Below are 12726 nucleotides of genomic sequence, written 5' to 3'. Positions count from 1 at the left end.
ATTGATTTTGAAATTCCTATGTATTTTTTCAATAAGATAATTTAACCTTTTTCTCAGATTGCTGTTTTTGCATGCAAAAAATGAGTGCATCAGTCTGGCGCATCTGCACTCATAACCAGCTTAGCGCAATGCGCCAATATAACGATGGGCAACCTGGGCGCGATGAATATCTTCTTGTGTCGGTTCCACAACAATCAAGTCATCCTGAACATGCTGAGTTGTATCTGTTAGAGATTCATCCTGATCCATAGATAGATCGAAAACCTGTCTTAATTTTTCTACCAGTCGCGATAATTCTTCATCCTGAGTTGCTATAGCCAGCTCAATCACATGCTTTGCATAGTCTTTATTTTCTGACAGGTAGATTGCATCAATCACACGACCGGAAATACGTCTTAAACGCGCATAAATTAAAGTTGCAATTGAAAAGCTATCCCCATTTACCATTTTAAATCCCCAATTATTTAAAAAATGAGACTGTAGCCCCTCCCCAGTGGCTACAGTCTCATTTTGTATAAGGAGCAATTTCCATACCAATTTGATTCACTTATCATGTATTTAATATTTATTTCATTGTAGCGGGCTTGTTCAGGTGAAATTTCAAAGCCAATCGAAACAATTTCAAAAGCTTTAAAAGGCAAAATACGGTAAACTGAGCGCAGTTTTTATTTATTCTTTTCCGGTCTCTCTATTTTATGAATACCTCTTCACGTTTAAGCAATTATTGGGTCACCTGTGCCGATGGTCTGGAAACCTTATTAGAAGAAGAAATCAAAGGTTTAGGTGTTCAGGATATTGAACGTTTCCCGGGTCGTCTGACCTTTAAAGGTACACTGGAAAATGCGTACCGCATCTGTATGTGGTCGCGTCTGGCTTCACGTGTCCTGATGCCAATCCACACACATGAAATTGAATTCTCCCATGATGCGCGTGATGTGGCTGAAGAGCTTTATGAAGGTGCAATCAGCTTTGACTGGTCACTAATTTTTGCACCACAAAGTACCTTCGCAATTCGTCTGCATGTCGAACGTGATATCAAGGTCAATACCCAATTTGCCACTTTGCGTGCTAAAGATGGTGTCGTGGATTCCTTTATGGAAGCCGTGGGTAAACGTCCAAGTATCGATACCAAACAGCCAGAAATCACTATGTATATTCTGGCTGGTAAAAAAGCCCATACCTACTGTCTGGACCTTTCTGGTGATTCGCTGCATAAACGTGGCTATCGTCGCTTTATGACTGAAGCACCAATCAAAGAAAACCTGGCAGCAGCGATCCTGCAAAAAGGTGGCCTGAAAGACATCAACCCGGATATCGTGGTTGATCCTATGTGTGGTTCAGGTACCTTTATTATTGAATCTTTAATGATTCTGACTGATCGTGCACCAGGCCTGGTACGTCGTTTCGGCTTTAACGGCTGGAATGGTCATGATCATGAACTGTGGATGGGTATTAAAGCCGAAGCTGCTGAACGTCATAAAGCTGCGCTGGAAAATCCATTACCAAAATTTTATGCCTTCGATGCTGACTGGGAAGCGGTAAAAGCCACCAAGCAAAATATCATTGCGGCAGGTTTTGAATCAGCGCTTGACCAGATTATGATCGAAGAACGTACCTTAAATGACTGGCCTGATTTCCAGGCCGAAGGCAAGAAAGTATTCTTCGTGACCAACCCGCCTTATGGTGAGCGTTTAGGTGACAAGGCTTCTAACCGTGCGTTGTACTTAGGTTTGTCTAATCTGCTGCAAAAGAATTTCCCCAATCAAAAAGCAGCAGTGATTGCGTCACAAGTTGAACAGGCGGATGTCTTGGCGTTCAATGATCCGCAAATTCTACGCCTGATGAACGGTAAATTACCGATCTATATCCGTTTCGGTACAGTTAAACCGGCTGCAGTGGTACGTCCATTCCTGGAAAGCTGGCAACCACAGCAATTCGAGCCAATCGAAGGTGCTATGGAATTTGCCAACCGTCTGACCAAGAATATGCAAACTCTGAAAAAATGGGCGGTGAAAGAAAATATTCACTGTCTACGTTTGTATGATGCAGACTTACCTGATTTTAATATCGCAGTAGACCTGTATGGTGAGCGTCTGCACGTTCAGGAATATGCCCCACCGAAAAAAATTGATCCTGAAAAAGCTAAAAAACGTTTTAACCTGGCTTTGCAGGCGATTCGTGCTGTGACAGGTTTAGGTCGTGATGCGATCTTTATCAAGACCCGTGCTCGTCAGGAAGGCAAAAACCAGTACACCAAACAAAGCACGGCGTCTAAACGTTTTATCGTGCAGGAAGGTCAAGCCAAGATTCTGGTCAACCTGACCGATTATCTGGATACCGGTCTGTTCCTCGATCACCGTCAAATGCGTTTACGTATTGCTAAAGAGGCCAAAGGTAAGCATTTCCTGAATCTGTATAGCTATACCTCTACGGCAAGTTTACATGCAGCACTGGGTGGTGCAGCAAGTACGACGAGTGTGGATTTGTCGAATACCTATTTGAACTGGTCAAAAGAAAACTTCGTCTTGAACGGCCTGACTGTAGATCATGCTGATGAGCAACATCAGTTCTTTGCATCTGACTGTTTCGAATGGCTGAAAGAAGGTCATGAGCAGTATGAACTGATCTTTATCGATCCACCGACATTCTCAAACTCGAAGAAATTCTACGGTACTTTTGACGTACAACGTGACCACTTATCTTTGATTAAACGTGCCATGAACCGTTTAACCACTGAAGGTACACTCTACTTCTCAAATAATTATCGTGGCTTTGAAATGGATGCAGAAATCTTGGCATTCTTTGATGTGGAAGAAATCACCCATGAAACCATCGGTCCTGATTTCAAGCGTAATCAGAAGATTCACCGTGCATGGAAAATCACTCATCCAAAAATGTAATTTAATAGTGAATTAATTTCTTTCATCAGGATTTACACCCTCTTTCTTTTTCTCGCAGAGGGAGAAATGAAAAGTGGTGCGATGAAAGAAGTAAATGCCATAAAGAAAAACCCAGCCTAGGCTGGGTTTTTCTTTTCCGATCAGTTTGGATTAGTTGAGCTTCATTTTCTCAAAGACCAGTTCACCATTTTCAGCGCTGACCACAATGGTATCGCCCGGATTGAATTTTCCTTCAAGAATGTTTTGCGCCAGGCCATTTTCTATACGTTGCTGAATCGCACGTTTCAATGGACGCGCACCATATAGAGGATCAAAGCCTACATCGATCAACTGGTCAAAAGCACTGTCTTCCACGGATAAGCGCAAGTCGCGCTCTGCCAGACGTTGACGTAAACGGTTCAACTGGATATCAGCAATACCACGAATCTGGGCTTTTTCCAGTGAATGGAACACCACAATCTCATCGATACGATTAATGAACTCAGGACGGAAGTGTTCCGACACTGCATTCATCACCACACTACGTACCTCATCTCGGGTCGCACCACCACCCAGTTCACGCACATCACTTGAACCCAGGTTAGAAGTCATCACGATCACGGTATTTTTGAAGTCCACCACACGACCTTGTGAATCCGTTAAGCGGCCATCATCCAATACCTGTAATAAGATATTAAATACATCCGGATGCGCTTTCTCAACCTCATCAAACAGCACCACGCTATAGGGTTTACGACGTACCGCTTCAGTTAGCACACCCCCTTCTTCATAACCGACATAGCCCGGAGGCGCACCAACCAGACGGCTGACAGAATGTTTTTCCATAAATTCCGACATATCGATACGGATCATTGCATCATCACTGTCAAACAGGAAGTTCGCCAAAGCTTTGGTCAACTCAGTCTTACCCACCCCGGTTGGACCCAAGAACAGGAATGAACCACTTGGACGGTTTGGATCAGACAATCCGGCACGAGAACGACGGACTGCATTCGACACTGCCACGACAGCTTCTTCCTGACCGACGACACGTTTATGCAGGAATTCTTCCATATGTAGCAGTTTGTCACGCTCACCTTGCAACATTTTTGCCACTGGAATACCAGTTGCAGCACTGACCACTTCAGCAATCTCATTGTCAGTGACTTTGTCACGCAATAATTTTGGTGCTTCACTTTCTTCAGCTGCTTCAATACGTTCCAGTTGCTTCTGTAACTCAGGAATTACGCCATACTGATAACGTGCCGCTTCTGCCAGATCACCCTCACGCTGCGCTTTCTCTAGCGCAATACGGGCTTGATCCAGCTTCACCTGAATGTCTTTATTGCCCGCAACCAGCGCTTTGTCTGCACGCCAGATTTCTTCCAGCTCGCTATACTCTTTCTCAACAGTAGCAATCTGATCTTCTAGATATTTCACTTCAGACTTGGCACCCGAATCCTCATCTTTTTTCACCGCTTCCAGTTGCATTTTCAGCTGAATTAAACGGCGTTCAAGTTTATCCAAAGCTTCTGGCTTAGAGTCCAGCTCCATTTTGATACGAGATGCTGCTTCATCAATCAGGTCAATCGCTTTGTCTGGCAACTGACGGTCAGTGATGTAACGGTGTGACATTTTAGCCGCAGCGATAATCGCAGAATCTAGAATCTGTACACCATGGTGAGTCGCATAACGGTCTTTCAGACCACGTAAAATTGCAATGGTATCTTCTACACTTGGTTCATCCACCAATACTTTCTGGAAACGACGCTCCAAGGCTGCATCTTTTTCGATGTACTGGCGGTATTCATCTAGGGTCGTTGCGCCCACACAACGCAGTTCACCACGTGCCAATGCTGGTTTCAGCATGTTACCGGCATCCATGGCACCATCGCCTTTACCTGCGCCCACCAGGGTATGCAGCTCGTCGATGAACAGAATAATTTCACCTTCATGTTTGGCCAGGTCTTTCAGAACAGCTTTTAAACGTTCTTCAAATTCACCACGATATTTGGCACCAGCCAGCAATGAACCTAAATCCAGTGATAGAACGCGTTTACCTTTCAGACCTTCTGGAACTTCACCATTCACGATACGCTGTGCCAGACCTTCTACAATTGCAGTTTTACCGACACCAGGTTCACCGATCAGAACCGGGTTATTTTTAGTACGGCGTGACAAGACCTGAATGGTACGGCGAATTTCATCATCACGACCAATCACTGGATCTAGCTTGCCTTGTAATGCGCGTTCAGTCAGGTCAATGGTGTATTTATTTAAAGAGTCACGCTGATCTTCATGATTATTGCTCATGACTTTTTCATTGCCTCGAATTTGATGAATAACTTGTTTTAAGGTCTCGGCTTTAACACCTACTTCACTTAAAAGTGATTTGGTTTTGCCTGTTTCCGCTAATGCTAACAATACCCAGTCAGTAGAAAGGAATTCATCCCCTGCTTTTTGGGCAAAACTGTCTGCCAGATGCAGAACTTTCGCTGCTTCAGGGCTGAGGTTAATATCACCGGTGGACTGGCTTAAAGTCGGTGCATTACTCAGCGCAGTTTGCAGTTTAGTCTGCAAATCACGTAAGTTCGCACCTGCCTGTTGCAGCAGACTGATATTGGATGATTCATCTAACAAAGTTGCCAGAATGTGAATACCGTCGATAGAAGCATGGTCCTTACCCATTGCCAAGGATTGTGCATCTGAAAGGGTTTGCTGCAGGCGATTTGTAAATTTTTCAAAGCGCATTATTGTTATTCCTCACAACAAATTTTTAACTTAATTCATATATGGGAGCACGCACATAAATTTCAAATAAATTTATATATATTTTTCAAAAACTTAAAATAAATATCAGGCAGTCTTTAATAATAATATTGGTATAGTCAAATCATATTTCAAGTGAACAAAGAAGAATTTTTATTCAGCCACAAACTTAATCATGTGAAATAAAAAAGCCTTTATCAATAAAGGCTTTTCTGGAATAAAATTATAAAAATTATGGTGCCGGATTCGGCTGCTGACGATGAATCGCTTCAATGCCTTTCAGTATTTCCTCAGGCAGATCCACTTCAAAAGCCTGAATATTTTCTTTTAGCTGATCCAGATTAGTTGCACCAATAATCGTGCTGGTTACAAAGAACTGTTGCTTAATAAATGCCAATGCCAATTGAGTCAGGGTCAGACCATGCTGCTCTGCCAGTTGTGCATATTGCTCCACTGCCCATTCACTTTCCGGATTGCTATAACGGCTAAAACGCGAGAATAAGGTGACACGAGCCTTGGCTGGACGTGCGCCATTGCGGAATTTACCCGTCAGATATCCAAATGCCAGTGGTGAATATGCTAGCAAGCCAACACCTTCGTATTTGGCAATTTCTGACATACCGATTTCATAAGTACGATTCAGCAGGTTATATGGATTCTGTACGCTGACAAATTTTGATAATCCCAGTTTCTCGGCCAGATGCAGGAACTTCATCGTCCCCCATGGGGTCTCATTCGACAGACCGATATAACGGATACGGCCATTTTTAATTTCATATTGCAAGGCAGTCAGGGTTTCTTCGAGATCCGTCACTGCGCGGTCTTCAGCCGCTTCAGCATTGCCATAACCGAGTTTACCAAAGAAATTCGTTGGGCGTTGCGGCCAGTGCAACTGGTATAAGTCGATATAATCGGTTTGCAGACGTGACAATGACTGGTCTATGGCCGCTGAAATTTCATCTGCCCCAAAACGGGTCTGTCCATCACGGATATGACTACCACCTTGTGATGGACCAGCGATTTTGGATGCTAAAAACAGTTTGTCACGACCGCCACGTGATGCAATCCAGTTCCCGATAATGCGTTCTGTCGCACCTTGGGTTTCCGGTTTTGGCGGTACCGGGTACATTTCTGCGGTATCCCAGAAATACAGTCCTTGATCCAGTACATAATCGAGCTGCTCAAAAGCTTCTTCCTGGGTATTTTGTTCACCAAAGGTCATGGTACCTAAACAGATTTCTGGAAGTAAAATGCCGGTATCTGCAAGTGGTTTGAATTGCATGAATAATTCCCTGTCTATTCTAGGTTTGACTTATCATAATAAAGTACACCTAGAGTATAGAAGGAAAGCGACGGGCTGAAATCATCTTTTCTAAGAAGTTTGTTCTTATTTGTGATGTTGGATTTTCCGCAGCTATAAAAAAAGCAAACCCGAAGGTTTGCCCTTTTCTCAAAATTGCAGCTTATTCTTCTGAATCATCTTCAGTCGGTACTTCGTTCTGTTCAAGTGAGGCATCAAAGATCAGAATTGCTTTACCATCTGTTTCGATCATGCCTTGCTCTTCAAGAGTTTTCAGTACGCGACCGACCATTTCACGGGAACAACCTACAATACGGCCAATTTCCTGACGGGTAATACGGATCTGACGGCCATTTGGCAAGATCATCGCTTCAGGCTGAGCTGAAAGATCGATCAGACAACGTGCGATACGACCAGAAACATCAATAAATGCCAGGTCAGTTACTTTACGTGTCGTATTCTTCAGACGGCGAACCAATTGCGCAAATACCGCATAACTCAAGTCAGGATATTGTTTGCTCAGTTCATGGAAGTTTTCGTAGCTAATCTCTGCAATTTCACAAACGTCACGCGTACGCACTTCTGCAGTACGTTGTGGATTTGCTTCGAATAAGCCCATTTCCCCAAAAAAGTCACCCGCGTTCAAATACGCCACGACAATTTCACGCTCATCATCTTCACGAAGAATGATCGATACAGACCCCTTCAGAATCAAATATAAAGATTTAGATTCTGTTCCTGCATCAACGATCGTTGTACGTTTTGGGTAACGGTTGATATATGCACGTTTTAATAATGCCTTCACGGATTCTGGCAATTGCCCCGGAGAAAGTGCATCTGTGCTTAATTGTGAAAAGTTTGAAGTCATGCTAGCAGTTCCAAATAAGGATAATTTTTAGATCGCACAAGACCTAATGTGAACTTGTCACACAGTGGGAATGAAATTCCTTATCAACCCAATTTATGTTAGTGTACAGTTACTTCGTAAATTTATAGCTTTTTTTAGGTAGTTGCAATGCAAACAAGCGTTCATTGGTTAGAGAATGTTGCTTTTGAAGCAAAAACGCAAAGTGGTCACAGTATCGTCATGGACGGCTCGCCAGAATATGGTGGTGAGAACCGTGGCCCTCGTCCAATGGAACTTCTATTAACCGGTTTGGGTGGTTGTGCTTCGTTTGATATTGTCACCATTTTAAAGAAGGCACGTCAGGATATTACCGATGTTCGTTGTGAACTCAATGCGGAACGTGCCGATACTATTCCTGCGGTATTTACGAAGATTCACCTGCATTTTGTGGTGACAGGTAAAGGCATTAAAGAGAAACAAGTGGCTAAGGCTGTCGAGCTTTCTGCCGAAAAATACTGCTCAGCCAGTAAAATGCTGTCTGATGGCGGTGTGGAAATTACGCACGATTTTGAAATTATTGAAGCTGAATAATCCGGCTGATCTAGTTATAAAAGCGGTCCCTCAGACCGCTTTTTCTTTAATCTGTTATTTGATATCAGACCAACACCATTTAGACAGATTGAGAGGTCGAATAAGTTGAACCATCCTCAAAAATCACCTGCTTTTCAGGCCATCTAAGAGCTGCTAATTTGCTTGAAAATTCTCGTTGCTGCTGCCGATCTAGATAGCGTTTCCCGACTGAATAATCCACACAGAACACATTTTGCTTATACCCAAACCACTGTAGCGGATTAATCTGCTGAAACAGGCCAGCTTTCACTTCAGCCGAGTCAAATTTACGCCAGTAATGACCAATAATGACGGGGATATCCTCCTGATAATCTTCCCACCAAGGCAGACGGTCTTTCATACGCCACTTGCCGCCGGCATAAATGGGCTTATCTGTCATATATTCGGTACCAGAGGTCAACACTTTGATGGGATTATACATCTGCTCAATCCATTCCTTTTGTGCCAAATGTTTCAGCCAAGGAATATCGCTATTCGGATCAGTGAGCGCTTCACGAAACTGATCTGCTTCCTGGAATGCCTGTTCTGTAATACCTGCATCAGTAATATGTTGCTGGGTCTGCTGGACAAAATGTTCATAGGCTTCAAGTAAATGCAGCTTGTCCAGTGCTTTTAGTTGTTGAATGGAGTGTGTATCCCAGCAGGCATGCACAACCCGGATTTGATCTGATTCCAGTGCAATGGGCAAAGTTTGCAGAAATTGTAGAATCCACAGCTGGTCTTGTGGTGTAGCAGGTACAGAGTAAAAAGATTTATGGTCATCCATATGCGGTGAGCCAAAATACCAGCCATTGCCTTCACGATAGGATTGATTTAGCAGGTTCAGCTCATGGTTGCCCAGCACACAGTAGGCATGGCCCCGCTCCATTAAAATCTTCACTTGCTGAATTACTGCGACACTGTTTTGCCCACGGTCACAAAGATCACCCACAAAGATCAGCTTACGCTGTTCTGGATGCTCACCTTTAAGATTATAGCCCATGACATGTAAGAGACTGTTTAAGGCGTCGATCTCACCATGAATATCACCCACAATGTCGAAACGATCTCCCTGAATAGGCTGGATGAACTGATATGACATTCAGACACCTCCTCGACATTTGAGTCCTGCAATTACTCAGACTGAGTATTAATCTAATTCTTTCAATATATTCATTATATTGTCTATACCTTTAATCGGGTGTTCAAGCTAAATTTTTGGGGCGTTCAAAACGAACCATCTTCTTATCTATATGAAATGGCTGTTTATTCATTTCACCTATAGCTCTAAAGGCTGATGCTTCGCTAATAAAGCATTTTTTATGTTTTAATCATGGTAAATAAAAACCGGTGCCTAAGCACCGGTTTTTATTTCAGTTCACTAAGCTGATAGTCAGTCCAGCTTCTAATTAAGCCTGTAGTGATTCAATGATCTGGTTCAATGTCGCACTTGGACGCATTACAGCATTTACTTTCGCAGGATCAACTGCGTAGTAACCACCGATGTCTACAGTTTTACCTTGAACAGTATTCAGTTCTTCAACGATTTTCGCTTCGTTTTCAGCCAAGGCTTGTGCGATAGGCGCGAATTTCGCTTTCAATTCTGCATCTTGATCTTGTGTAGCAAGCTCTTCAGCCCAGAATTTAGCCAGGTAGAAGTGGCTACCACGGTTGTCTAACTCGCCAGTACGACGTGATGGAGACTTGTCATTGTCAAGCAATTTACCAGTCGCAGCATCAAGTGTGTTTGCAAGTAGTTTCGCACGTGGATTATTTTCTTTAATACCCATTTCTTCTAGAGAAACAGCAAGTGCCAGGAACTCGCCTAAAGAATCCCAACGTAAGTGGTTTTCTTCTACCAGCTGTTGTACATGCTTAGGTGCAGAACCGCCCGCACCAGTTTCGTACATGCCGCCACCCGCCATTAATGGCACGATAGAAAGCATTTTCGCAGAAGTACCCAGTTCCATGATTGGGAACAAGTCAGTCAGGTAGTCACGCAGGATGTTACCCGTTACTGAAATAGTATCCAGGCCACGAGCAACACGTTCAAGTGTATAACGCATCGCACGTACTTGAGACATGATCTGGATGTCTAGACCGTCAGTGTCATGATCTTTCAAGTAAGTTTGAACTTTCTTGATCAGTTCGTTTTCGTGTGGACGGTACGGGTCAAGCCAGAAGATTGCAGGCATACCAGAGTTACGTGCACGCGTTACAGCAAGTTTTACCCAGTCGCGGATCGGTGCGTCTTTCACCTGACACATACGCCAGATATCGCCTTCTTCCACGTTTTGAGACATCAACACTTCACCTGTTTCAAGGTCGGTGATGTTCGCAATACCTGCTTCAGGAATTTCGAAAGTCTTGTCGTGTGAACCGTATTCTTCAGCTTTTTGTGCCATCAAACCAACGTTAGGTACAGTACCCATTGTACGTGGATCGAAGTTACCATTCCATTTACAGAAATTGATCATTTCCTGGTAAATACGTGCGAAAGTAGACTCAGGCATTACTGCTTTACAGTCGTAAGGTTTGCCGTCAGCACCCCACATTTTGCCACCACCACGAATCATTGCAGGCATAGAAGCATCTACAATTACGTCGTTTGGAGAATGGAAGTTAGTGATACCTTTCGCAGAATCAACCATTGCAAGCGCTGGACGGTGTTCTTGACAAGCGTGTAAGTCACGGATGATTTCTTCACGTAAAGAAGTCGGAAGTGTTTCAATCTTCTCGTAAAGGCCAGCCATACCGTTGTTTACGTTAATGCCTAGCTCATCAAACAGTTTACCGTGTTTCTCAAACGCTTCTTTGTAGTAAATGCGCACACAGTGACCGAATACGATCGGGTGTGACACTTTCATCATGGTCGCTTTAACGTGTAGAGAAAACAGGATGCCTGCTTCTTTACAGTCATCTAATTCTTTTTCATAGAAGTCGCAAAGCGCTTTTTTGCTCATGAACATGGAGTCGATGATTTCGCCGTCTTGAAGCGCAACTTTTGGCTTAAGAACAATGGTTTCACCAGACTTAGTGATTAATTCCATTTTCACGTTACGTGCGCGGTCTAAAGTCATCGACTTTTCACCGTGGTAGAAGTCACCTTCGTCCATATGTGAAACGTGAGTTTGTGACCACTGTTTCCACTCGCTCATAGAGTGCGGGTGTTTTTTCGCGTAGTTTTTAACGGCAGTTGGGGCACGACGGTCAGAGTTACCTTCACGTAATACCGGGTTTACAGCAGAACCGAGGCATTTACCGAAACGTGCTTTAAGTGCTTTTTCTTCTTCAGTAGTTGGGTTTTCTGGATAATCAGGAATTGCATAGCCCTTAGACTGAAGCTCTTTAATACATGCTGTTAACTGAGCTACAGAAGCACTGATATTAGGTAGTTTAATAATATTTGTGCTTGGATCTTGTGTAAGACGGCCTAGCTCAGCAAGGTTGTCAGCTACTTTCTGTTCTTCAGTCAGGTAGTCTGAGAATTCTGCGAGCACGCGTGCTGCAACAGAGATGTCAGTTTTGACAATCTCAACGCCAGCAGGCTTAGTAAAGGTCTCAATGATCGGCAGTAGCGAGTAGGTCGCCAACAATGGCGCCTCGTCGGTCAGTGTGTAAATGATTGTTGACTTTCCACCAGCCATATATAGCCCCTTGCGTTTGATAGAGTTTTGAGGATCAAGCTTTTGACTCAGACCCTGTGAACCGATATGTTTGCATTAAACCTTGAGAGTATCGTATCTCCTTGCTTTACAGTCAACGAAATATCATTTCAAGTTGTGATTTTGCTGAAAAATTATACAATTTGTTGCAATTTTCTATTGATTATAATCCAATCAATTTACTCATCTTTCATATACAAAAAATCTATTATTCTTATTCTGCCTATTTTTAAAGAATATTTAGCAGTTTTTCTAATATATAGTTTTTTTAGAGCTGTTAATTTCTAATGAATCCTTAAGTTTACTTAGTTTATTCACCGTATAGAAAATAGCTTTTTTATAAGTACCTATACTTTAAAAAGTCAAATGGACTATTCATCATCATCATTTTTAGCCCTATTTCAGGGCAATCAAAGTTTTTAACTATTAAAAGAGACAAAAAAACGATGAACAGATTTGTTCAGTGTTGGACTTAATGACAGACTACTTGAAACATCTTGGTCAATTTAAACAAAATCTGAATATGTTAGCGAAAATGATGATTTTACTGTTTTTAATTTTATTCTGATCATAGTTTTTTAGATAAATAAATCGGCAAATTTAAGCTAAAAAATATACTTTTTTATTTATCAGTAATCTACTCCAAGATTGTAATTT

The 12726-nt window shown here is 42.7% G+C and carries 8 protein-coding genes; 2 read left to right on the top strand and 6 right to left on the bottom strand.

Annotated elements, in window-relative coordinates; translation table 11 throughout:
- Window positions 1-120 precede the first annotated feature (120 nt).
- On the bottom strand, window positions 121-447 hold the full coding sequence (locus F899_RS06460; RefSeq protein ID WP_005221583.1) for a hypothetical protein: 327 nt from the start codon (window positions 445-447) through the stop codon (window positions 121-123).
- Window positions 448-695: 248 nt separating this feature from the next.
- Between F899_RS06460 and rlmKL the strand changes: the two genes are divergently transcribed.
- Entirely contained in the window at window positions 696-2900 is a 2205-nt protein-coding gene (rlmKL, locus tag F899_RS06455; protein ID WP_004894138.1) for a bifunctional 23S rRNA (guanine(2069)-N(7))-methyltransferase RlmK/23S rRNA (guanine(2445)-N(2))-methyltransferase RlmL, read from the top strand.
- A 150-nt stretch (window positions 2901-3050) separates the two neighbouring features.
- Here the strand turns inward: rlmKL and clpB are convergent, their stop codons facing one another.
- The 3 genes from clpB to crp all read right to left on the bottom strand — a co-directional run bounded on the left by clpB (window position 3051) and on the right by crp (window position 7816).
- Window positions 3051-5630, bottom strand: coding sequence for an ATP-dependent chaperone ClpB (gene clpB, locus F899_RS06450; protein ID WP_004894136.1), 2580 nt, complete (start codon window positions 5628-5630; stop codon window positions 3051-3053).
- Window positions 5631-5880: 250 nt separating this feature from the next.
- The gene (locus tag F899_RS06445) at window positions 5881-6930 is read right to left on the bottom strand and encodes an NADP(H)-dependent aldo-keto reductase (protein ID WP_005221580.1); all 1050 of its coding nucleotides are present in this window, start codon (window positions 6928-6930) and stop codon (window positions 5881-5883) included.
- A gap of 181 nt (window positions 6931-7111) precedes the next feature.
- Window positions 7112-7816, bottom strand: a complete 705-nt coding sequence (crp, locus tag F899_RS06440) for a cAMP-activated global transcriptional regulator CRP (RefSeq protein WP_004812290.1) — start codon at window positions 7814-7816, stop codon at window positions 7112-7114.
- Between the two features lie 147 nt (window positions 7817-7963).
- Here crp and F899_RS06435 point away from each other — a divergent pair, with 147 nt between their 5' ends.
- Window positions 7964-8386, top strand: coding sequence for an OsmC family protein (locus F899_RS06435; protein WP_004812288.1), 423 nt, complete (start codon window positions 7964-7966; stop codon window positions 8384-8386).
- A 79-nt stretch (window positions 8387-8465) separates the two neighbouring features.
- Here F899_RS06435 and F899_RS06430 read toward each other — a convergent pair whose 3' ends face one another.
- Together F899_RS06430 and F899_RS06425 are read right to left on the bottom strand one after the other, a co-directional pair.
- Window positions 8466-9506: a metallophosphoesterase gene (locus F899_RS06430; protein ID WP_004894128.1), complete on the bottom strand. Its 1041-nt coding sequence runs from the start codon at window positions 9504-9506 to the stop codon at window positions 8466-8468.
- A gap of 307 nt (window positions 9507-9813) precedes the next feature.
- Window positions 9814-12051 carry an NADP-dependent isocitrate dehydrogenase gene (locus F899_RS06425; RefSeq protein WP_004894125.1) on the bottom strand — a complete coding sequence of 746 codons (2238 nt, stop codon included), beginning with the start codon at window positions 12049-12051 and terminating at the stop codon, window positions 9814-9816.
- Window positions 12052-12726 lie beyond the last annotated feature (675 nt).

Source organism: Acinetobacter sp. CIP 101934 (assembly GCF_000369585.1).
Lineage (GTDB): Bacteria > Pseudomonadota > Gammaproteobacteria > Pseudomonadales > Moraxellaceae > Acinetobacter > Acinetobacter schindleri.
The sequence above is the reverse complement of the archived record's forward strand: the minus strand, read 5'-3'. Positions and strand labels throughout refer to the sequence as shown.

What these genes read in the sequence shown, in the direction of transcription:
- F899_RS06460 (WP_005221583.1), bottom strand. Translation starts at nt 447, where the DNA reads ATGGTAAATGGGGATAGCTTTTCAATTGCAACTTTAATTTATGCGCGT.
- rlmKL (WP_004894138.1), top strand. Translation starts at nt 696, where the DNA reads ATGAATACCTCTTCACGTTTAAGCAATTATTGGGTCACCTGTGCCGAT.
- clpB (WP_004894136.1), bottom strand. Translation starts at nt 5,630, where the DNA reads ATGCGCTTTGAAAAATTTACAAATCGCCTGCAGCAAACCCTTTCAGAT.
- F899_RS06445 (WP_005221580.1), bottom strand. Translation starts at nt 6,930, where the DNA reads ATGCAATTCAAACCACTTGCAGATACCGGCATTTTACTTCCAGAAATC.
- crp (WP_004812290.1), bottom strand. Translation starts at nt 7,816, where the DNA reads ATGACTTCAAACTTTTCACAATTAAGCACAGATGCACTTTCTCCGGGG.
- F899_RS06435 (WP_004812288.1), top strand. Translation starts at nt 7,964, where the DNA reads ATGCAAACAAGCGTTCATTGGTTAGAGAATGTTGCTTTTGAAGCAAAA.
- F899_RS06430 (WP_004894128.1), bottom strand. Translation starts at nt 9,506, where the DNA reads ATGTCATATCAGTTCATCCAGCCTATTCAGGGAGATCGTTTCGACATT.
- F899_RS06425 (WP_004894125.1), bottom strand. Translation starts at nt 12,051, where the DNA reads ATGGCTGGTGGAAAGTCAACAATCATTTACACACTGACCGACGAGGCG.